Annotated in this window: 27 protein-coding genes and 2 tRNA genes; 17 read left to right on the forward strand and 12 right to left on the reverse strand. The window is 29.7% G+C overall.

Annotated features, from left to right (window positions below):
- Positions 1–67: 67 nt before the first annotated feature.
- From METVI_RS0101295 to METVI_RS0101305, 3 genes are read right to left on the reverse strand one after another with little or no spacing between them, the layout of a single operon-like run.
- Positions 68–928: a TIGR00341 family protein gene (locus METVI_RS0101295; protein WP_004590199.1), complete on the reverse strand. Its 861-nt coding sequence runs from the start codon at positions 926–928 to the stop codon at positions 68–70.
- A 32-nt stretch (positions 929–960) separates the two neighbouring features.
- Positions 961–1299 (reverse strand): P-II family nitrogen regulator, encoded by a 339-nt coding sequence (locus tag METVI_RS0101300; RefSeq protein ID WP_017980946.1) that lies wholly within the window; start codon positions 1297–1299, stop codon positions 961–963.
- 33 nt (positions 1300–1332) lie between these two features.
- Positions 1333–2589, reverse strand: a complete 1257-nt coding sequence (locus METVI_RS0101305; RefSeq protein ID WP_004592704.1) for an ammonium transporter — start codon at positions 2587–2589, stop codon at positions 1333–1335.
- Between the two features lie 163 nt (positions 2590–2752).
- Here METVI_RS0101305 and METVI_RS0101310 point away from each other — a divergent pair, with 163 nt between their 5' ends.
- Both METVI_RS0101310 and METVI_RS0101315 read left to right on the forward strand, forming a co-directional pair.
- Positions 2753–4429, forward strand: coding sequence for a beta-propeller domain-containing protein (locus METVI_RS0101310; RefSeq protein WP_004592702.1), 1677 nt, complete (start codon positions 2753–2755; stop codon positions 4427–4429).
- Complete coding sequence (locus METVI_RS0101315; protein WP_004592700.1) at positions 4426–5652, forward strand: nucleotide sugar dehydrogenase; 1227 nt, start codon at positions 4426–4428, stop codon at positions 5650–5652. Before METVI_RS0101310 ends, METVI_RS0101315 begins: the two co-directional genes overlap by 4 nt.
- Here the strand turns inward: METVI_RS0101315 and METVI_RS0101320 are convergent.
- Together METVI_RS0101320 and METVI_RS0101325 are read right to left on the reverse strand one after the other, a co-directional pair.
- Positions 5645–6862 carry a UbiD family decarboxylase gene (locus METVI_RS0101320; protein ID WP_004592698.1) on the reverse strand — a complete coding sequence of 406 codons (1218 nt, stop codon included), beginning with the start codon at positions 6860–6862 and terminating at the stop codon, positions 5645–5647. The genes METVI_RS0101315 and METVI_RS0101320 overlap by 8 nt on opposite strands.
- Before the next feature lie 4 nt (positions 6863–6866).
- A complete protein-coding gene (locus METVI_RS0101325; RefSeq protein WP_004592696.1) occupies positions 6867–7244 on the reverse strand; it encodes an Rpp14/Pop5 family protein in 378 nt (125 codons plus the stop codon).
- 24 nt (positions 7245–7268) lie between these two features.
- On the opposite strand from METVI_RS0101325, the gene nadC reads away from it, so the two are divergent.
- Genes nadC through minD form a run of 4 tightly spaced genes read left to right on the forward strand, consistent with a single transcriptional unit; the run spans position 7269 to position 9726 of the window.
- Positions 7269–8111, forward strand: coding sequence for a carboxylating nicotinate-nucleotide diphosphorylase (gene nadC, locus METVI_RS0101330; protein WP_004592694.1), 843 nt, complete (start codon positions 7269–7271; stop codon positions 8109–8111).
- A gap of 6 nt (positions 8112–8117) precedes the next feature.
- Entirely contained in the window at positions 8118–8384 is a 267-nt protein-coding gene (locus METVI_RS0101335) for a hypothetical protein (protein ID WP_004592692.1), read from the forward strand.
- 2 nt (positions 8385–8386) lie between these two features.
- Positions 8387–8953 carry a hypothetical protein gene (locus METVI_RS0101340; protein WP_004592691.1) on the forward strand — a complete coding sequence of 189 codons (567 nt, stop codon included), beginning with the start codon at positions 8387–8389 and terminating at the stop codon, positions 8951–8953.
- A 5-nt stretch (positions 8954–8958) separates the two neighbouring features.
- Complete coding sequence (minD, locus tag METVI_RS0101345) at positions 8959–9726, forward strand: cell division ATPase MinD (RefSeq protein ID WP_004592689.1); 768 nt, start codon at positions 8959–8961, stop codon at positions 9724–9726.
- Here minD and METVI_RS0101350 read toward each other — a convergent pair.
- Together METVI_RS0101350 and METVI_RS0101355 are read right to left on the reverse strand one after the other, a co-directional pair.
- Positions 9716–10471 carry an MTAP family purine nucleoside phosphorylase gene (locus METVI_RS0101350; RefSeq protein WP_004592687.1) on the reverse strand — a complete coding sequence of 252 codons (756 nt, stop codon included), beginning with the start codon at positions 10469–10471 and terminating at the stop codon, positions 9716–9718. The genes minD and METVI_RS0101350 overlap by 11 nt on opposite strands.
- Positions 10468–11073 (reverse strand): translin family protein, encoded by a 606-nt coding sequence (locus METVI_RS0101355; protein WP_004592685.1) that lies wholly within the window; start codon positions 11071–11073, stop codon positions 10468–10470. The genes METVI_RS0101350 and METVI_RS0101355 overlap by 4 nt, the downstream gene beginning before the upstream one ends.
- Before the next feature lie 163 nt (positions 11074–11236).
- Here METVI_RS0101355 and METVI_RS0101360 point away from each other — a divergent pair, with 163 nt between their 5' ends.
- From METVI_RS0101360 to mtnA, 10 genes are all read left to right on the forward strand, one after another.
- A complete protein-coding gene (locus tag METVI_RS0101360) occupies positions 11237–12235 on the forward strand; it encodes a 50S ribosomal protein L3 (protein WP_004592684.1) in 999 nt (332 codons plus the stop codon).
- 11 nt (positions 12236–12246) lie between these two features.
- On the forward strand, positions 12247–13002 hold the full coding sequence (gene rpl4p, locus METVI_RS0101365) for a 50S ribosomal protein L4 (protein WP_004592682.1): 756 nt from the start codon (positions 12247–12249) through the stop codon (positions 13000–13002).
- A gap of 9 nt (positions 13003–13011) precedes the next feature.
- Positions 13012–13272, forward strand: coding sequence for a 50S ribosomal protein L23 (locus METVI_RS0101370; RefSeq protein WP_004592680.1), 261 nt, complete (start codon positions 13012–13014; stop codon positions 13270–13272).
- Positions 13273–13284: 12 nt separating this feature from the next.
- Positions 13285–14016: a 50S ribosomal protein L2 gene (locus METVI_RS0101375; protein WP_004592678.1), complete on the forward strand. Its 732-nt coding sequence runs from the start codon at positions 13285–13287 to the stop codon at positions 14014–14016.
- 11 nt (positions 14017–14027) lie between these two features.
- A complete protein-coding gene (gene rpsS / locus METVI_RS0101380; protein WP_004592676.1) occupies positions 14028–14483 on the forward strand; it encodes a 30S ribosomal protein S19 in 456 nt (151 codons plus the stop codon).
- Between the two features lie 109 nt (positions 14484–14592).
- Positions 14593–15300, forward strand: a complete 708-nt coding sequence (locus METVI_RS0101385) for a (5-formylfuran-3-yl)methyl phosphate synthase (protein WP_004592674.1) — start codon at positions 14593–14595, stop codon at positions 15298–15300.
- An 11-nt stretch (positions 15301–15311) separates the two neighbouring features.
- A tRNA-Arg gene (locus METVI_RS0101390) sits at positions 15312–15386 on the forward strand.
- 25 nt (positions 15387–15411) lie between these two features.
- Positions 15412–16254: a PIN domain-containing protein gene (locus METVI_RS0101395; protein ID WP_004593365.1), complete on the forward strand. Its 843-nt coding sequence runs from the start codon at positions 15412–15414 to the stop codon at positions 16252–16254.
- 46 nt (positions 16255–16300) lie between these two features.
- Positions 16301–17059 carry an archaeal proteasome endopeptidase complex subunit alpha gene (gene psmA, locus METVI_RS0101400; RefSeq protein ID WP_201763966.1) on the forward strand — a complete coding sequence of 253 codons (759 nt, stop codon included), beginning with the start codon at positions 16301–16303 and terminating at the stop codon, positions 17057–17059.
- Entirely contained in the window at positions 17031–18029 is a 999-nt protein-coding gene (mtnA, locus tag METVI_RS0101405; protein WP_004593361.1) for an S-methyl-5-thioribose-1-phosphate isomerase, read from the forward strand. The genes psmA and mtnA overlap by 29 nt, the downstream gene beginning before the upstream one ends.
- On the opposite strand, the gene METVI_RS0101410 is transcribed toward mtnA, so the two are convergent.
- Both METVI_RS0101410 and METVI_RS0101415 read right to left on the reverse strand, forming a co-directional pair.
- The gene (locus tag METVI_RS0101410; protein WP_004593359.1) at positions 18022–18684 is read right to left on the reverse strand and encodes a phosphoribosylanthranilate isomerase; all 663 of its coding nucleotides are present in this window, start codon (positions 18682–18684) and stop codon (positions 18022–18024) included. The two genes, mtnA and METVI_RS0101410, sit on opposite strands and share 8 nt — an antisense overlap.
- Before the next feature lie 34 nt (positions 18685–18718).
- Positions 18719–19207: a CBS domain-containing protein gene (locus tag METVI_RS0101415; RefSeq protein ID WP_004593357.1), complete on the reverse strand. Its 489-nt coding sequence runs from the start codon at positions 19205–19207 to the stop codon at positions 18719–18721.
- A gap of 131 nt (positions 19208–19338) precedes the next feature.
- Between METVI_RS0101415 and METVI_RS0101420 the strand changes: the two genes are divergently transcribed.
- Positions 19339–19415, forward strand: a tRNA-Val gene (locus METVI_RS0101420).
- 4 nt (positions 19416–19419) lie between these two features.
- Here METVI_RS0101420 and METVI_RS0101425 read toward each other — a convergent pair.
- From METVI_RS0101425 to METVI_RS0101435, 3 genes are all read right to left on the reverse strand, one after another.
- Positions 19420–20274, reverse strand: a complete 855-nt coding sequence (locus METVI_RS0101425; protein WP_004593355.1) for a cation diffusion facilitator family transporter — start codon at positions 20272–20274, stop codon at positions 19420–19422.
- Positions 20271–21026, reverse strand: a complete 756-nt coding sequence (locus METVI_RS0101430; protein ID WP_004593353.1) for an MBL fold metallo-hydrolase — start codon at positions 21024–21026, stop codon at positions 20271–20273. Before METVI_RS0101430 ends, METVI_RS0101425 begins: the two co-directional genes overlap by 4 nt.
- A gap of 69 nt (positions 21027–21095) precedes the next feature.
- Entirely contained in the window at positions 21096–21308 is a 213-nt protein-coding gene (locus METVI_RS0101435) for a histone family protein (protein ID WP_004593351.1), read from the reverse strand.
- Positions 21309–21347: the final 39 nt, after the last annotated feature.

A 21347-nucleotide genomic window follows, 5' to 3' on the forward strand; every position in this document is an offset into this window, starting at 1 on the left:
GAGGCCTTTGGGTCTTTTTTCACCACCTGCTCCCAATAATGGGTTCGCAGATGGCGGGTGCTAAGTTTTAGTTTTTTATCTTATATTTCAACCCAATATATCCTCCAATGTCTAATAATATAATGTTTAATATTAATAATATAAATGCGGTATATATTAACTTAAAATCCATAGTAGCTAATGCAATCCCCATTAATAATGCGGGAATTAATATTGAGACATCAATTGTAACTCCTATTATCTCATACTCCTTTCCACTAGCAATACCCATTCCTCCAGAAATTCCAGAAATAATAGCAATTATTGAGCTTAATAAGATTGAACCTCCTGAAAGATATTCTAAAACCAAACTTTTAGAAACAAAAAATAAACCCATAAAAAATGAACATAAGGTAACAATTCCTACACATAAGAGCTCCTTTTTCATTCCTTCAATAAAAAGTTCTTTATTACCTAAAACTGTTCCTATAGCACTTCCCATAACTGTATCTACTAAAGGAGCAATAATCATAGCTCCAATTAATGCTGGGATATTATGCTCAATTAGTCCAATAGTTCCTACAATACTTGCTAATATAACTTTAATTATTGGTGTTTTTGTTATCTTTACCATAGATTTTGCTTTATAATAAAGTTCTAATGGAGACAAGCTTGTTGATGCTAAACCTTCCTCCCTACATGAGAAGGTAATGTTTGCTGGCATTATGGTAATGCTTCCATATCCTTTTTCTCCTAAACCCATCTTTTTTAATTCTAAAACTATCTTCTCAGCATCTCTTGCTTTTGCATTACATGTTATTATTATCCCATTTTCAATTGATGATTTTAAAGGTTCAATAATTGAGATTGAATAAGCATTATTCTTTTTTAGTATTTCTTCAACAGTATTTAAAAATTTTTTAGGTACCATAATTTTCATATATCTCATACACCTACACCATATAAAATAAAAATTATTAATTATATAGCATCCCTTCCTCTCTCACCAGTTCTTATCCTTATAACCTCTTCCACAGGGAGAATAAAGATTTTTCCATCTCCAAATTCTCCAGTTTTAGCATTCTCACAGATTATATTGACTATCTTATCAACATATTCATCATCAACAACAATCTCTATTTTTACCTTTGGTAGTAGATCTACAACATACTCCCTCCCTCTATATCTCTCAACTACTCCTCCTTGAACCCCTCTACCTTTAACTTCACTAACCGTCAAACCCCTACAACCTGCTTTAATCAATGCATTTTTCACATCTTCCAATTTTGAAGGTCTTATTATTGCCTCTATTTTTTTCATTATTTTCACCTTTAATCTTTTTATTTTATAGAATTAAGCAACTGATGTTTCCTCCTCTGGGTAAGCTGGCATTTTATGTTCTGCTAAATCTAACCCTATAAATTCATCTTCTTCACTAACTCTTAATCCACCACATATAACTCCTGCTATTTTAGCAATTATATAACCTAACGCAGTTCCATATACTATACAGAATACTGATGCAATTATTTGATCTATTAAACTAACTTCTCCCGCTCCACCTAATGCCTTCATTCCCAATATTCCTGCCAATATTGCCCCAACAACTCCTGCTGTTCCATGGACTGGAACAACACCACAGACATCATCTAATCCTGCATTTTCAATAAGTTTATAAACTATTGGAACTTGAAGCCCAGCAATTAATCCAATTATTAATCCACCAACTGGGCTAACTACATCAGTTCCTGAACAAATAGCTACTAAACCAGCAACAATACCATTTGCTGTGAAGAGAACATCTTTTTTTGAAGCTATTAATGCTCCAATTCCTCCTCCAGCCATTGCTAAAGTTGTTGTTGCACAAACCAATCCACTAATGTCACCTAATGCTAATGAACTTCCTACGTTAAATCCATACCAACCAATTGCCAATGCTAATGCCCCAAAGACTGCCATTGGTATGTTATGCCCTAAAATTGGAACTGGTTTTCCATCTTTGAATCTTCCAATTCTTGGTCCAATAGCTGCAATAGCCCCTAATGCTAAGAATCCACCTAAACCATGGACAATTAAACTTCCTGCATAGTCATGCCAATTTATAATTCCTGCTCCCCAAGGACCTAAATAGACAAAGAAAGGATATACCAATGCTGTGATTATCAAAGAGATTAAAACATAAGCACTAAACTTAATTCTCTCTGCAACTCCTCCAGAAACAATTGTTGCTGCTGTTGCAGCAAATACTAAACCAAAGAACCAGCTTGCTAATTCAATACCATTATCTACTAAGAATGGTGCTGCACTAAATATTTTGCCCCACCAGCTTATGAAGTCAGCTGGATTTATTGAAGCACAGAGGACTCCACCAATAAATAACCATGAAACACAACCAATGAACCAATCAACCATGTTTTTCATCATAACATTATTAACATTTTTCTTTCTAACTTGTCCTCCTTCAAGCATTGCAAAACCCCACTGCATCATAAAGACAAGAACCCCCATTACTACTAAGAAATACACATCACTTGCATTAGCCATTGCTGTCAAAGCTTGAACAATTGAATTTATATCTGTTACATTTTGAAACAGGTCTGCAGTTGCCATAAAGTTCACCCAATTATATCGGATATCGGAAAGCTATTTCTGGTTTCCTATATTATTTTATTAGCTTTATAAGTATTTTGGAGATTTTGGATATAATGACACAATTATAAACAAACACTAAAGATAAATATCAATTAATTTTAATTAATTTTAGGTGAAAATTATGAAAAAACTTATTCTAATCATTCTAATATTATTATTAAGTGGTTGTATATCTAAAGAAGAAGATATAAGTGATTTTAAAATTTTTGAAGTAAATGATCCCAAAAAATTATTTATTAATAAATATGAATACAACATTTATAAAAATGAATATAAGTTCTCTGAAACCAATGTTCAAGTTAGAGGAGTTGATGAAGCTGATATTGTTAAGACAAATGGCTGTTTTATTTTTTATTCCCCAACTTCATATTTTAACAAAAAAACTTATATTATAAACTCTAAAGCATTAAATGTAACAAATGTTATAAAAGATGGTAATCTACTGTATCTAAAAAATAACACATTAATTATAATAAATAGATTTAAAAACACTATTACATCATATGACATATCAAATCCAAAAAAGATAAGAGTTATCTGGAAGAAGGTTTTAAATGGTAGTTATGTTGATTCAAGAGTTTATAAAGACAAAATATATTTAATTATAGCAAAAGGTGATTATCCACAAATTTGGTATGATGTAAAATTAAAATATTACATTCCAAATGTCCCCATATGCAGAAACTACATTATCTCTGAAATAAATATTAAAAATGGAAAGATTAATAGAGCTATAGCCTTGGCTGGAGGATATAATACCATCATTTATATGTCAAGAACTAATATTTATCTAACTTACTATATCTCCCATAGAGATAGGGCTTATCTTGATTTTATAAAAGAGAATGCTGAAAAATATTTTCCAGAAGAGTTATCTAAAACTCTCAAAAAGATTATTGATGATAACTTATTTAGTGATGAAGCTAAGCTTTTAGAAGTTAAAAGAAGAATTAATAGTTATATTTACCAACTACCAAAAGAAGATGCTTTGAACTTAAAAAATATTTTAGATAAAGATTTTACAAATTATTTAAAGAAAAATATATATAAATATGAAAGGACAGGGATTGTTAAAATAGATTTAAAAAGCTTTTCAGTGAAAAGCTCATCAGTTCCTGGAAGATTAATTAATAGGTATGCTATGGATGAATATAATGGAAATTTAAGATTAGTAACAACATTAGGAGATCCCATAGTTGGATATAGAAATAATGTGTATGTATTAAATAGTAACTTAAAATTAATAGGAAAATTGGAAAATATTGAAGAGGGTAAGAAAATTTTTGCTGTTAGATTTTTAAAAGATAAAGTTTTTATAATAACATATTATAGAAAGGATCCTCTTTTAGTAATCTCATTAGATGATCATCCAAAAATTTTAGGATATCTAAATATTTCAGGATACTCTACATATCTTCATTTTATTAATAATGATAAACTATTGGCTATAGGAAAAGATGATGATGGGAAGATCAAAATAGATTTATATAATATCTCTAATTATAATAACCCAAAGTTATTAGATAGATTTAAATTAGATAAATTTTGGAGTTTGGCTTTATATAACCCACATGCATTTTTATGGAATAAAGAAAATAAGATCTTAGCAATTCCTATAGAAAGGAGTGCTTATATTTTTAAAATAGACAATGAAATAAAATTAAAGAAAATTATTGAGCATTTGGATTATGTGGAAAGAGTTATTTATATAAATAATCACATCTTCTCTTTATCCCCATCAGAAGTAGTTAAAACAAATATTACATCTTGGAAATCTGAAAAACTCGTGATAAAATGAAGATTTGTGTCATAGGTTTGGGATATATTGGGCTTCCAACAGCTTCTATGCTGGCTATAAAAGGATTTAAGGTTGTCGGAGTAGATATAAACAAAAGTAGGGTAGAAGAAATAAAAAATTTAACATTTAAAACAGTTGAAAAAGATTTAGATACTTTGGTTAAAGGAGCCATAAACTCAGGAAATTTGATTGTAAAAACTGAACCTGAAAAAGCGGATGTTTTTATTATTTGTGTGCCTACTCCAATAGATGAAAATAAAAGATGTGATTTAAGCTATTTAAATAAAGCTATTGAAGATATAAAACCATTTTTAAATGAAGATAATTTAATTATTATTGAAAGTACTGTACCTCCAGGAACATGTGAAGAGTTGTATAGAAAATTAAATAAAAAAGTATTCTTAGCCTATTGTCCAGAGAGGGTTTTACCAGGAAATTTATTAAAAGAACTTGTTGAGAATGATAGGATTATAGGAGGAATAAACAAAGAATCTGCTGAAATGGCAAAGAAAATATATGAAAGCTTTGTTAAAGGGGGAATATATTTAACAGATATAAGAACTGCTGAAATGGTTAAATTAATGGAAAATATATATAGGGATGTTAATATAGCATTAGCAAATGAGTTTGCTAAGATATGTGATGAACTATCTATAAATGTTTGGGAAGCAATAAACTTAGCTAACAAACATCCAAGAGTTAATATTCTAAAACCTGGCCCTGGTGTGGGGGGGCATTGTATAAGTATAGATCCTTGGTTTATCGTTGAAAAATCAAAACATGCTAAACTAATAAAAACTGCAAGAGAAATTAATGATAACATGCCTCTATATGTTGTTGAAAAGATAAAAAAGCTTAAGCCTAGGAATATAGCTATATTTGGTGTAGCTTATAAGGGAAATGTTGATGATGTAAGAGAGAGCCCAGCTATTAAAATAGTTGATTTACTCTTAAAAAATTATAATGTTAAGTGCTATGATAGTTATGTTAAATCATTCACCTACCCACTATATAGCTTAGAAGAAGCTGTTAAAGATGCTGATTTAATTGTTATTTTAGCCGATCATGATGAGTATAAAAACTTTTCTGAAGAGGATATAAAAATAATAAAAAAGTTAGTAAGAAGGCATATTATATTTGATACAAAAAATGTTATTAATAAAGATTTATGGGAAAAAGAAGGTTTTAAAGTTTATTTATTGGGTGATGGACATATTAAATAATTCTTTCAAATTTTTCTTTACAATTCAATGGTTTTGTTGCATCAATACCAATTTTTGTTGTTAACCCATCAGAAGAAGGATCTAAAGAAGAACCTTTAGCACCTTTTATTATCACAATATCTCTATCTCCTTGCACTCTTGTGGCTATGGCATACTCAATATCATTAATATCAAATATATTGATATCATCATCTACAACAACAACATGTTTTAAACTAGGATGTGAGGCTAAAGCTGAAAGTATAGCATTTTTTCCATCACCTTCAGTTTTTTTCTCTATTTGCACTATAGCATGAAGCCAACAGCACCCACCCTCAGTAAGTCTGACATTTTTAACAGATGGGATGGTATTTCTTATGTATTTAAACATTCTTGGCTCTTGAGGTAATCCCATTAATGTTTTATGCTCAATCCCCCCAGGAAGTAAGGCATGAAATATAAAATTATCTTTAACATATATTTTCTCTATTTCAACTATAGGCTGTTTTCTAACTTTATCATAAGTTCCAGTTATATCTACAAAAGGACCTTCATCATCTAACTCATTTAGTATCTTAGCTTTTATAATAATTTCAGCTTTTGGAACAAGAAAATCTAATGAAAATACATCAACATCAGATAATGATGATGCAAATTTTAATTCATCAAATGTTATATCTCCTGAAGTAGATGCTGCTAACAAAACTGCAGGATGGTTACCAATTGTTATGTAAACATCCAAATAACCTTTTTCTTTTATAGCTTTATGATAATAATGGTAGAGATGTCTCTGTTCAACCATCCTTATAACTAAGTGATCTTCTTTAACTAACATCCTATGTATTGACATATTATATCCATAATCTTCATCATATGCTACAACTACCCCTGATGTTATATAAGGTCCTGGGTCTTTCTCATAATATATTGGAATTGGCAGGGAATGGATAAAATCTGGGCTCTCTTTTTTATATCCAGAAAATTTTACAATTTTTGGTTCTTTAAGATCATCTAATTTTTTTAACATAAAGAAAAGAAACTTTTCCTTTTCAACATTAAAAAATTTTGATAAACTATCCCTACTCCAAAGATTTCCAAGGATCTCATAACCATCAACATCTTTTATATACACTGGTTTTCCATCATATTTTTTTAATACTTTAGCTACTTCATATCTCTTATCGGCTTTATTTATGGTTATGGGATTTAATAAATTTATAAATTCTCTCATTTTATCACTTCTTATATTTTTTAACTAGGAACCATCTTTTTGGATTTTTTATCCCTAAGAATTTTATCTTTGCTTTTCTTATAGTCCCTGATACTCCTAAACAAATAATATTTATATTTTTACCTTTATATTCTCTTACTAATATTAGAGATGATCTAACAAAATCCACATTTTCTCTTTGACATCTAACTATAACATATGGGTAGGAGTAATAAACTACCCAAGGGTTTGCCTTAGATGTTCCCCAGTATCCATAATAATTAATAACAGCCTCTCTAAGTAATCTTATAAATTCACCTTCATCTATAAATCCATCATATAATACTTTAACAGCTAAATATCTTTTCTTTTCCCTTAATGTTGGTGGCAGAGTTTTTAGCATTAATAACACCCCAATAGTGATAAGATGTTAAAAGACTATGCTTTAAAACTGTTAAAAAAATCTTTGGAAATAGATGTGGGTTTTGGAGACATAACAAGTTCTATCTTACCAAAAGTAAATGTAGAAGCTGTTATAGTTGCTAAAGAAGAATGTTTATTATGTGGAATTAATTTTATAGAGGAATTCTTTAATAGTTATGGTATAAAAACAAAAAAATTAGCTAATGATGGGGATCTTGTTAATGGTGAAATATTAATATTAAATGGAGATGCAGAAACTATACTAACATTGGAAAGAACAGCTTTAAATTTTTTATCTCATCTTTCAGGTGTGGCAACATATACATATAGAATAATAAAAATTGCTAAGGAGGTTAATAAAAAAGTTAAGATAGCTTGCACAAGAAAAACTCTACCTCTACTCTCACCACTACAAAAATATGCTGTATATATTGCTGGAGGAGACACACATAGATTCAGACTTGATGACTGTATTTTAATAAAAGATAATCATATTGATATTATGGGGATAAAGGAAGCTATAAGAAAGGCTAAAAAAAATGCTAGTTTTACAAAAAAGATAGAAGTTGAAGTAAGAAACTTAGAAGAGTTAAAATTAGCTTTAGAAGAGAAGCCTGACATAATTATGCTTGATAACTTCTCCACTGATATGGTGGGAAAAGCTTTAAAAATAATTAATGAATTTAAAGAAAAAAATAAATTTAAGCCAATAATAGAAGTGAGTGGGGGGATAAATGAGAAAAATATTAAAGAGTATGCTAAATATGATGTAGATGTTATTTCCATAGGAGCACTAACACACTCAGCAAAAAGCATAGACATGAGTTTAAAAATAAAAAGAAAGTGATGGAGAATGAATTTGATAGATTTATCTATAATATTAATTTTAATTGTAATAGTAGTGATGGTTATTGTAGTATTAAAACTAAAAAGAATTAAAAAGAATTTAAAAATTAAAGCTAGAAGAATGAAATGGGAAAAAGAATCTACTGAGATAAAATTATTAAAAGAAATTAAAAAATCAATGAAATGTGATGAAATTAGTAATGAATCATTTAACAACTTTATAAAAAAATTAGAAGATAATACCTATGATGATAAGTTATTAAAGAGGAAATAATTATGAAAAAGCTGCTAATAATATTGTTAATTGTTATTATCACTGGGTGTATAAATAGTGAGAAATCAAATTATTCAAAAGTTGATAAAAATTACAAGAATAACATCAGTGATAATATTAATAAATTTAATAAATCTTTTTTTAATAAATCTCCAATTAATACATCTAAAGTTCTTTCTAAAGAAAATAGTAAAATAAATTATAATTTTGAAAAAAATATTGATATCCATAAAATGTTTTTACCATTGAATTATGATAAAGAGTTAGATTTTGAATATGAAATAATAAAGAAGTATGGTAATATAACCTTTGTTATTAGTAAAGAACCTTTAGATATCAGTAGAGCTCATATTTATAATGATGTTAATATACATCCTCAGAAAGATAAATTTGGAAATTATATTATTTATGAATTTATACCAAAATATGGTAATTTAACAAAAAGTTATTGCTATTATAGAAAGATTGGAGATTATTATATAATATTACAATCAAGTAACTTGAGTAATTTAACAGAAAAATTATGGAAAAATTGGAGTTATTATCTCTTCTCTCTTTTTAAAGAGTGATAAATATGATAATAACAGTTGCTTCTGGTAAAGGAGGTGTTGGAAAAACCACTTGCTCTGCATCTTTAGCAGTTGCTCTTGCTAAATTAAATAAAAAAGTTCTTGTAGTTGATGGAGATATCTCTATGGCTAATTTAGGAATTTTATTTGATATGGAAAAGAAAAAACCTTCTTTACATGAAGTATTATCAGGAGAAGCAGATGTTAGAGAAGCTATATATAAGCATAAAACAGGAGTTTTTGTCTTACCTACTAGCTTATCATTAGATGGATATAGAAAGGCTGATATTGATTTATTTTCAGATGCTATATTGGATGTTGCTGATGAATATGATTATGTTATAATAGATGCCCCTGCTGGATTAAATAGAGAGATGGCTATTCATTTAGCCATTGCTGACAAACTTTTATTAGTTATAACACCAGAGATGTTCTCCATTGTTGATGCAGCTAGGCTGAAAGAAAGCTCAGAAATGGCTGGAACTCCACTAATGGGAATAGTGTTAAATAGAGTAGGTAGAGATTTTGGAGAATTGGGTAAAGATGAGATAGAAAGCTTAATAAAAGGTAAAGTTTTAGTAGAGATTCCTGAAGATGAAAATATTAGAAATGCTGCTCTTAATAAAAAAACTGTTATTGAATATAAACCTAAATCTCCTGCATCATTAGCATTTATGAAATTGGCATCAATAATAGCAGGAGAGCCTATAAGGATAGAAATTAAAGAGAATTTAGGAATAATAGAGAGAATAAAGAGATTGTTCATTCGATAACTGCATATTTTAGTGCATCCTTACATATACAATTTCTTTCTTTAAAATTATATTTTATAAATTCTTCAACCACTTTTAATATCCTCTCTTCCATTTCTTTTAGAATGTCAAGAACTTCTTTAACAGTTAAACACTTTTGTAACCCACAGGCATAGTTTGTAACATTACACAGGGAGACATAACACATTTCCAATTCTCTTGCCAATACAACTTCAGGATAACCTGTCATTCCTACAACATCACCAAATTTTCTATATATCTCTATTTCTCTCTTTGTTTCAAATCTTGGACCTTCTGTACATACATAAACTCCTTTTTCATATTCAAAATTATTTTTATTTAAAATATTCTCTAAAACTTCCCTCAATTCTGGACAGTAAGGTTCAGACAGATCAATATGAACAACTTTTCCATAATCATAAAAAGTTTCTTCTCTTTTTTTTGTAAATTCTACAAAATCAATTGGAATAAAAAACATTCCAGGTTTTATGTGCTCTTTCATTGAACCAACAGAATTTATAGCTAATATTCTCTCAACACCAAGTTTTTTTAATGCATATATATTAGCCCTATAGTTTATCTTATGTGGTGGAATGTTATGCTCAACCCCATGTCTAAATAGGAGGATAACATCTAAGTCTTTATCTCTCATTATCTTAGCTTTTCCATATTTTGTTTCTATTATCTCCTCTTTGTCTCCTCTTAAAATATTAGCTATTCCAGTACCACCAATAATAGCTATCAAAATTTCACCTTAATCTCTTCTATTTTTTTCCTAAGTTTTAAATTCTCTAAAAAATATACAATATCACCATGAGTCCTCTCCAAAATTCCTCTTGCTATATCTTGTTTTCTCCTTAAATTATCAACAACATAATAATAATCAAAAGACATTAAAAAGTCATAAATATCTTCCATAAATTTAAAATACTTTTCAACTTCTTCAACATTATCCTCTTTCATAGCTTCTAACAACTCTCTTCTAAGCTCGCCAATAACATCAGCCAATCCTAATATATAATTTTCCTCTTTAATGAAATCAAATTCAGAAAATTTTGGAATTGTATTATGATACTTTATTTTATATAATGAATAAGCCTCTATAAATTCTTGCTGTGGTGTTGATAAATAGCTAACAAATTCTGGATATTTGCAAAGGAGATTTAATTTTTTTATGCTTTCAGCTATATTTTTTAGCTTCTCTTCAATATTTCTTGGCTCATTAGTTTTATGAATCTCTCTTATAAGCATTGCACAATCTCTTGTAATCTCTCTTGCTAACTTTATCATCTCCTCTCTTGTACTGTCTTTTTCTTTAAGATAATCTATAAGATATTCCTTACACATTAGAATCACCAAAAGTTTTATATAGCATATATCTTTAGTTATAGTAAAGATTATATAAGTTTGTGGCTATTTTTATTATTCACATCAAAATCTCTCTTTATTATTATTAATAAATAAACAGCAAGAGTTCCTAATTTAAATTAAAAAGTATGGAGGTAAGATTATGCCAAAAACTAAAAGACCAAGAAGAGGTTCTTTAGCATTTAGCCCAAGAAAAAGAGCTAAAAGACCAGTTCCAAGAATAAGAAGTTGGCCAGATGAAGAGAGAGTTAGATTACAAGCATATCCTGTCTATAAAGCAGGAATGACTCATGTATTTATAAAAGAAGATAATCAAAAAAGCCCAAGAGCTGGGCAAGAAGTATTTACAGCAGCAACAATATTAGAAGCTCCTCCAATCAATGTATTTGGAATAAGAGTTTATGGAAGAAATGAGAGGAATTATTTAACAACTTTAACTGAAATATGGGCAGATGAGTTTGATAAAGAATTAGAGAGAAAAATAAAACTGCCTAAAAAAGAAGATAGAAAAACTGTTGATTATTTAGATGAGATAAAAGATAGGATAGAAGATGTTAGGGTATTAGTTCATACAAATCCAAAATTAACATGCTTACCAAAGAAAAAACCAGAAATATTGGAAATTAGAATAGGTGGAAAAAGTTTAGAAGAAAGATTAAACTATGCTAAGCAGATATTAGGTAAGCAATTAAACATAACTGATGTTTTCCAAGAAGGTGAATTAGTTGACACTATAGGAGTAACAAAAGGTAAAGGATTCCAAGGAGTTGTAAAGAGATGGGGAGTTAAAATACAGTTTGGAAAACATGCTAGACAGGGAGTAGGAAGACATGTAGGGTCTATAGGACCATGGACTCCAAAAATGATTATGTGGACAGTTCCTAGACCAGGGCAAATGGGGTATCATCAGAGGACTGAATATAATAAAAGAATATTAAAAATAGGAAACAATGGAGAAGAGATCACTCCAAAAGGAGGATTCCCACACTATGGAGTTATAAGAAATAATTACGTCCTATTAAAAGGTTCTGTTCAAGGGCCAGCTAAAAGATTAATTGTATTAAGATCAGCTATTAGGCCATCTGAACCATTAATAAAAGTTCCTGAAATAACATATATAAGTACAACACCAAAAAAATAAGGTGAAATGTTATGGAGGCAAATGTATATAATTTAAATGGAGAAGTAATTAAAAAAATTGAACTGCCAGAGATATTTGAAACAGAATATAGACCTGATTTAATAAAAAGAGCTTTCTTGTCTGCTTTTACAGCTAAGTTACAGCCAAAAGGTACTGATCCATTAGCAGGAAAAAGGAGATCTGCTGAAAGTTGGGGTAAAGGTTATGGATTAGCAAGAGTTCCAAGATTGCCTGGAGGAAGAGCTGCATTAGCTCCAATGGCTGTTGGGGGTAGAAGAGCTCATCCTCCAAAAGTAGAAAAGATATTATGGGAAAGAATTAACAAGAAAGAAAGAATCAAAGCAATAAAATCAGCTATTGCTGCAACAGCAAATATTGATCTTGTAAGAGAGAGAGGTCATAGATTTAGCATTGAAGAGCTTCCAATAGTTGTAGAGAATGAATTTGAAAATATTAAGAAAACAAAAGAAGTGTTTGAAATATTTAAAAAATTAAAAATAGATGAAGATGTAATAAGAGCTAAAGAAGGGAAGAAAATAAGAGCTGGAAAAGGAAAAATGAGAGGTAGAAGATACAAGAAACCAAAGAGTGTTTTAGTTGTTGTTGGGGATAGGTGCGATGCTATTTTGGCCTGCAGAAACTTAGCTGGTGTTGATGTTATAACAGCTAAAGATTTAAGTATTCTCCACCTTGCTCCAGGAGGAAAAGCTGGAAGATTAACTCTATGGACAGAAAATGCTATTGAAAAGTTAAAAGAGAGATTCTAAGGTGGAAACATGGATCCATTTGATGTTATAAAGTATCCAATAGTTTCTGAAAAAACATTAAGATTAATAGAAAATGAAAACAAGTTAGTGTTTATTGTTGATAGAAGAGCCACAAAGCAAGATATAAAAAGAGCTATGAAAGAGCTTTTTGATGTGGAAGTAGAAAAGGTAAATACATTAATCACTCCAAAAGGAGAAAAAAAGGCTTATGTAAAATTGAAGAAAGACTATGATGCTAGTAAAATTGCTGCAAGTTTAGGAATATACTAAAGGTGAGTTGTTATGGGTAAAAGATTAGTACAACAGAGGAGAGGTAAAGGAGGGTCTGTATATAGGTGCCCTTCTCATAAAAGAAGAGGAGCTGCAAAATATAGAAAGTATGATGATCTTGAAAAAAATGGTAAAGTAGTTGGAAAAATAATAGATATTCTTCATGATCCAGGAAGATCTGCTCCTGTAGCAGAAGTTGAATTTGAAACTGGAGAAAAAAAGATCATGCTAGTTCCAGAAGGTATGAAAGTTGGAGATATTATAGAGTGTGGAGTTTCAGCAGACATAAAGCCAGGTAATGTATTGCCATTATATAAAATTCCTGAAGGGACTCCTATATTTAACATAGAAACAATACCTGGAGATGGAGGAAAGCTTGTTAGAGCTGGAGGTTGTTATGCTCATGTATTAACTCATGATCATGAAAATGAAAAAACTTATGTTAAACTTCCATCTGGTAAAATAAGGGTTTTTGATTCAAAGTGTAGAGCCACTATAGGAGTTGTAGCTGGAGGAGGAAGATTAGAGAAACCTCTTGTTAAAGCTGGTAAAGCTTATTGGAAATACAAAGCTACTGGTGTTAAATGGCCAAGAGTTAGAGGAGTAGCAATGAACGCTGTTGACCACCCATTCGGTGGAGGTAGACACCAACACACTGGTAAGCCTACAACAGTTTCAAGAAGAATGCCACCAGGAAGAAAAGTTGGTCATATTGCTGCAAGAAGAACTGGAGTTAGAAAATAAAGGTGATATAAATGGCTAATCCCAGAGCTAGAAGAAAAAGAAAGAAACAGGTTGTTGCTAAACAGGTTGAATTTAGATATAGAGGATATACTTTAGAGGAATTACAAAAAATGCCTTTAAAAGAGTTTATTAAACTTCTACCTGCAAGACAGAGAAGAAGTTTATTAAGAGGGTTAACACCACAGCAGAAAAAATTAGCTTATAAAATTAAAAGAGCTAGGAGATTATTAAATAAAGGAAAAGAGCCAAGAATAATAAGAACACACTGCAGAGATTTTATAATCACCCCTGACATGGTAGGTTTAACATTTGGAGTTTATAATGGAAAAGAGTTTGTTGAAGTTAAAGTTACTCCTGAAATGATTGGTCATTACTTAGGAGAATTTGCTCTGACAAGAAAACCAGTCAAGCATGGAGCTCCTGGAGTTGGAGCTACAAGAAGTTCTATGTTTGTCCCAATCAAATAATTTATATTTTTTATCAACATCAATATTTATATAGTCAAATTTACTGAATAATAACTTATATATTAACTTTTATGATAAAAATTAAGTTTAAAACTTCAATGGTGGTTACATGTTATTATTAGTTAGCCCTATCAATAAAGAAGAGGCTATAGAGGCTATAGAAGGTGGAGCTGATATAATAGATGTTAAAAACCCAAAAGAAGGATCATTAGGAGCAAACTTTCCTTGGATAATTAGAGAGATTAGGGAAGTTACACCTAGACATTTATTGGTTAGTGCTACTGTAGGAGATGTACCATATAAACCAGGTACTGTTTCATTAGCTGCATTGGGTGCAGCTATGAGTGGAGCTGATTATATAAAAGTAGGCCTTTATGGAGTTAAAAATTACAATCAAGCTGTAGATCTTATGAAACATGTAGTTAAAGCTGTTAAAGATTATGATGCAGATAAAATTGTTGTTGCAGCAGGTTATGCAGATGCTTATAGAGTTAATGCTGTTGATCCATTAATAATTCCAAAAATAGCAAGAGATAGTGGAGCAGATGTAGCAATGATTGATACAGCTATAAAAGATGGAAAAACATTATTTGACTTCTTAAATAAAGAGATATTAGAAGAATTTGTTGATGAATCCCATAGTTATGGGTTAAAGTGTGCTTTAGCTGGATCTATTAAAAAAGAACATATACCTATATTGAAAAGTATAAAAACTGATATTGTAGGTGTTAGAGGAGCAGCATGCAAAGGTGGTGATAGAAACAGTGGAAGAATAGATAGAGAATTAGTTAGAGAATTAAAATCTCTTTGCTTATAAAAACTTTTTATGCCCTGGTGAGGTAGAGGATATCCTTGGGGACTGCGGATCCCCAAACCCGGGTTCAAATCCCGGCCAGGGCGCCATTTAATATTTTGTGTGGGGGTGATTATGAAAGGGGAAGTAGTTTTAAAGAACAACTCTGCTGTTTTAGATACCAGCATTATTATTACAGGAGTTATAAATAAATTATTAATGAATAAAAAAATTAAAAATTTAAAATCAATAATAATTCCACTTTGTGTAATATCAGAAATTAGAAATCTTGCTAATGACAAAGGAAAAAGAAAAGCTGATGGAATTAAAGGATTTAAAGAAATTGAAAATTTATTAAATATATGTAAAGATTTTGGAATTGATATAAAGTATGATGGCAGAAGGCCTAATCCTGATGAGATAAAATTAGCTAGAGATGGAGAGTTAGATGATTTAATAATAGATGTTGCTGAGAATACATCCTCAACACTATTAACCTGTGATAGAGTCCAATATCTAACAGCTGTTGCAAGAAAAATTGATTCTTGTCTATATTCTCCAAAAGGGGATTTAATTAAAAAGAAATTTTTTTATGATTATGAAGATAGGATAAGAAATATTGCAAAAGAACTTTATGGAGCTTTTGTAGGTTATGAAAATAACTTACCAATAATATTAATGTCTGAACAAACATATAAGATGGGTTATAGTGAAGGAATATATAATAAAGATGGAATTAGATTTAAATTAACTGCTGATGAACATATTGTTGAAAAAATTCCTACAGTTCTTCAATATCTTCCAAAACCAGAAGCTATTAAAATAGCAAAAGAAAATAACTTAAAGTTTCTGGGATATAAGAAAGGAGTGCCTATTTTTTATAATCCAAATGTTGAAGAGAAAATATGTATATTAGGTGGTAGGGGAATATTTATAAAATTAACTAATAAAAAATCTTTAGAAAATGTAAAAATATAAAAAGAGCTATTTTAATAATTTAATACTTAGAAACTTTTAGAGGGATATTATGCAGATAGTTCCACCTACAGCTTATGACAGAGCAATTACTGTTTTTAGTCCAGAGGGGAGATTGTATCAAGTTGAGTATGCAAGAGAAGCAGTAAGAAGAGGTACTACAGCTATAGGTATAACTTTTAAAGGAGGGGTAATTTTAGCAGTTGATAGAAAAATAACTAGTAAACTGGTAAAAATAAAATCAATTGAAAAGATATTTAGAATAGATGATCATGTTATTGCTGCTACATCTGGATTGGTTGCTGATGCAAGAGTTTTAATAGATAGAGCTAGATTAGAGGCTCAGATATATAGATTAACATATGGAGAAGAAATACCAATAGAACTTTTGGCTAAAAAGATATGTGACATTAAGCAGGCATATACACAACATGGTGGTGTTAGACCTTTTGGAGTGTCTCTTTTGATTGCTGGAATTGATAAAGATAATGAGCCTAGATTATTTGAAACAGATCCTAGTGGAGCTTTAATAGAGTATAAAGCTACAGCTATTGGTAGTGGTAGGCAAATAGTTATGGAGTTACTTGAGAAAGAATATAGAGATGATATTGAATTAGATGAAGCTTTAAACCTAGCTATAAAAGGCTTAACAAAAGCTAATGAAGAGATAAAAGCTGAGAATGTTGATGTTTGTATTTTAACAAGTACTTCAGGATTTGAAAGAATAGAAGTAGATAAGATAAGGGAAATTATAGAATCTGTTAAAAAAGAATTAGAAAATGAAAATAAAGAAGAAAATAAAGAGTGAGATCTTGCTGAAACCAATTATTTGGGAAGATAATAAATTAATTTTAATAGACCAGAGGAAATTACCACATAAGTTGGAGTATTATGTTTGCCATAATTATAAAGATGTGGCTTTTGCAATAAAAGAAATGGTTGTTAGAGGAGCTCCTGCTATTGGAGTAGCAGCTGCTTATGGCTTAGCATTGGCTGAAATAAATGAAGATGATATAGAAGAGGCTTATAAAACATTAAAAAACACACGTCCCACTGCAATTAATCTTTTTTATGCATTAGATAGATGTATGAAAGCATATAAAGAGGGAAAATCTATATTAGAAGAAGCTAAAAGGATTCATGAAGAAGATATTCATGTTTGCAAAAAAATTGGGGAAGTTGGAGAAAAGTTAATAGATGATGGAGATGTTATATTAACACACTGTAATGCTGGAGCTTTGGCTACATCTATGTATGGTACAGCTCTATCAGTTATAAGACATGCCTTTTGGAATGGTAAGAAAATAATTGTTATAGTAGATGAAACTCGACCAAGATTGCAAGGAGCACTAACAGCTTTTGAATTAAAATATGAAGGAATACCATACAAAGTTATAACTGATAATACAGCAGGATTTCTAATGCAGAAAGGAGAAGTGGATAAGATAATAGTGGGAGCTGATAGGATACTAAAAAATGGAACAGTTTATAATAAAATAGGAACCTACAGCTTAGCAGTTTTGGCAAAGTATCATGACATTCCATTTTATGTAGCAGCTCCATTATCAACATTTGATTTAAAAAGTAAAGAGGAAGATGTAATAATAGAAGAGAGGGATAAAAAAGAGGTTTTATACTTAAAAGATATCCTTCTTTTCCCTGAAGGTAGTGATTGTTATAATTTTGCTTTTGATAAAACACCAGCTGAATTAATAACAGGAATTATTACAGAAAAAGGTGTTGTAAAACCTAATGAGATAATGAAATTATTTAAATAAACTTTTTAACTACTTCTAAAAATTCATCCACTTTTTTAAAATCCTTTTTCCCTGGTTCTGATTCTAAAGATGATGAAACATCAATTGCATATGGTTTTACCTTTTTAATAGCCTCAATTACATTATCCTTATTTATTCCACCAGCTAAAATCAGTGGTTTTTTTATACTTTCCCTTAATCTCTTTGAAACTTCCCAATTATGTGTTTTTCCAATAATTTTTATTTTTTCTATTTTTGTATCAACTAAAATAGCATCTACATATTTTTCAAATTCTTTAGTTTTCTTTAATATTGAATTAAAATCATCTTCTTCAGAGATGTGAATAACCTTTATAACACTACTATCAATAATTCCTTCTTTTTTTAATTTATAAATTTCTTTAACAAAATCTAAATTTTCAAACCCATGTAGCTGAATAGCATGTGGTTTTAAATTTTTATAAATATTTAATACCTCTTCTAAACTTTCTGGCATAATTACAGCCACTAATGAGGTAAATATAGGAAGATATTGCTTTAATTCAATAGCCTTATCTAATGTTATTTTTCTTGGAGTTTTTACAGGAACATCTATTATAAAACCTACAGCATGAACTTTATTAGCTATATATACCAAATCCTCTTTATTTGTAATCCCACATATTTTAATTTTCAAATACTCACCTTCCCTATCTCTAATTTACCTATCTCTAATTTATTGGTATCCTTACTATTTTCTTCTCTTTTTTCTCTTCTTCTAAAACTTCATCAACTATCTCCAACAGATGATTTATTAATGATTCCAAAGTGTTTATTATATCAGGAGCTACATTAACAACATCTTCCTCTGTTATCATACCTATTATTTTTCCATCGTCATCAACAACAAACAATTCTTTAACTTTGTTTTTACTCATGATTTCCATAGCCTCTTCTACAGGAGTGTTTTTATGCACTTTTATAATTTTTGGAGATGATATATCTTCAGTCTTTACTTTTTCTGGAGAGAGTTTTTTTATAATTACTTTTTTAATAATATCCTCTTCATCAACTTTCTCAATAGAATTATCTTTTTTTATAACTAAGACACAAGGAATGTTCTCATCTATCATAATTTTTGCAATTTTATCAATGGATACATCCCCACTAACAATTACAGGTTTTTTCATAATAACTAATACAGGGATCGTGGCAACCATATTATTTCCCTAAAATTTTCTTTTTCTTTTGTTTTGTTAGTGTATTTATATATTATTTACTGTTCGTACATTAAGAACATAACCACAAATTTTATATATGACTTTATATTCTTATATTATTGCTATTTTGAGGGTCCGTGGTCTAGCTGGCTATGATGCCGCCCTGACGAGGCGGTGGTCGGGAGTTCGAATCTCCCCGGACCCACCATATTTTATTTTTCCACTAAATCAACATGAACATAAGCTTTTTCAACTTCTTCCAAACTTTCTAATCTCTTTTTAACCTCCACTTCTATGTCATGTAACTCTTTTGCTGATATGTTTGAAGGTACTTCAACATGTAATTCAACATATAACCATTTACCCACATATTGAGCTTTTAAATCATGAACTCCTAAAACCTTCTCAACTTTTAATGCTTCATTTTTAATTTTTTCTAAAATTTCATTATTTGGGGATTTTCCTGTAAGATAATCTATATTTTCAAGACAGAGATTTGTAGCCATTTTTGCAATCATAAAACTAACTACTATCCCTGCCAATCCATCTCCATAATAAAAACCAATTTTTTCCAACAACAACCCTATTAAAACAGCTAAACTACTATAAACATCTGATCTATGGTGATATGCATCAGCTATTAATATTTGATTACCTAATTTTTTTCCTACATATATAGAATACCTTGCCATAAGCTCTTTAGCTATAATTGAGATAATAATAACTGATATCATTATGTAATTAACTTCTAATTGTGTAACATTCATTATTCTCTCTAAAGAACACTTAAATATTTCATAGGATGTAAATAGTAAAGCTAAACCAATAATAAATGATATTAATGGTTCAAATCTTGCATGACCATAGTGGTGATCTTCATCAGGAGGTTTTATTGCTATTTTTACACCAAATAAACTAATAATACTTGTTACAATGTCAGATAAGGAATGAATACCATCTGATATTATAGCTATACTGTTAAAATAATATCCAATAATAATTTTTAAAATAGATAATAAAAAATTTCCAATAATACTAATGAATAGAGGTTTTTCCTCTTCTCTCATTTTATAACCTTTCCTACATGACCATAAACAAAGTTTTTTAAATCAGAAAGCTTTTTCAAAGCATTAAAACCTGTACAGTGCATTGGCATAAACCAAAAGTCCTGTTTTGATAAATAATTATAGACATAATCAATATATTCCTTAGATGCATTTATTAGATGAAATCCTCCTAAAACCCCATCTATATCCATTATCTTTTTCCCATATTCTATAACATTTATTATTCCACTATGGGCACAACCAGTTATTAAAATATTTTTAGCTATAATGAACATATCATCATTAACATAATCTTTAACTCTCTTCCCATCTTTTATACACTCAAAGTTATCTAACTCATAGTAATGCTCTCTAGGAACATAGCCTGAAACTATTATATCTTTTTCTATTTTATATGGCTCCTCTATTAGTATAAGATCACACTTCTTCATTATTATGTCTTTTAAATCTTTGTCAATCCCTATATATCTCCCATCACAAAATCTATCTATAAAAGCATCTTTATGGGCTATAATTTTATCAACATAATCTAATAAATATTTTAAACCATCACTGTGATCATAATGTCCATGTGACAGAACAAAATAATCAAAATTCTCTAATTCATTAAATAACTTCAAATTTTTTATTATAATCTCGCTCTGCCCAGCATCAAATAACACTCTCTTTTTATTATTAACTAAAACAGAGAATCCATGCTGTGCATAAAATCTCTTATATGCTGTATTATCAACCAATATTTTTATTTCCATAATACCACCAAATATAGAAATATTTAGATAAATATAACATAAAAAAATAAATAATGTTAATTATAATAATTATAATGTATATTGTCTCACTGCCTCCTTAACATCTTCCTCTTTAACAGTCTTTCTACCAGCTTCCTTAGCTATTTCTACAGCTTTCTTAGCTATCTCTAATGCCAGCTCCTCTATAGCCTCTGCAAAGTATTTCTGTGCCTCTTCGCTCACTCTTGTAGCCCCGGCTTTCTTCAATATCCTCACACATGGTGCAATTGGAAGCTCTCCCATCTTATCACCTCAAATCTTATAAACTTATTTTTTAAAGTA

This window comes from Methanocaldococcus villosus KIN24-T80 (genome assembly GCF_000371805.1).
GTDB classification, from domain to species: domain Archaea; phylum AGJL01; class Methanococci; order Methanococcales; family Methanocaldococcaceae; genus Methanocaldococcus; species Methanocaldococcus villosus.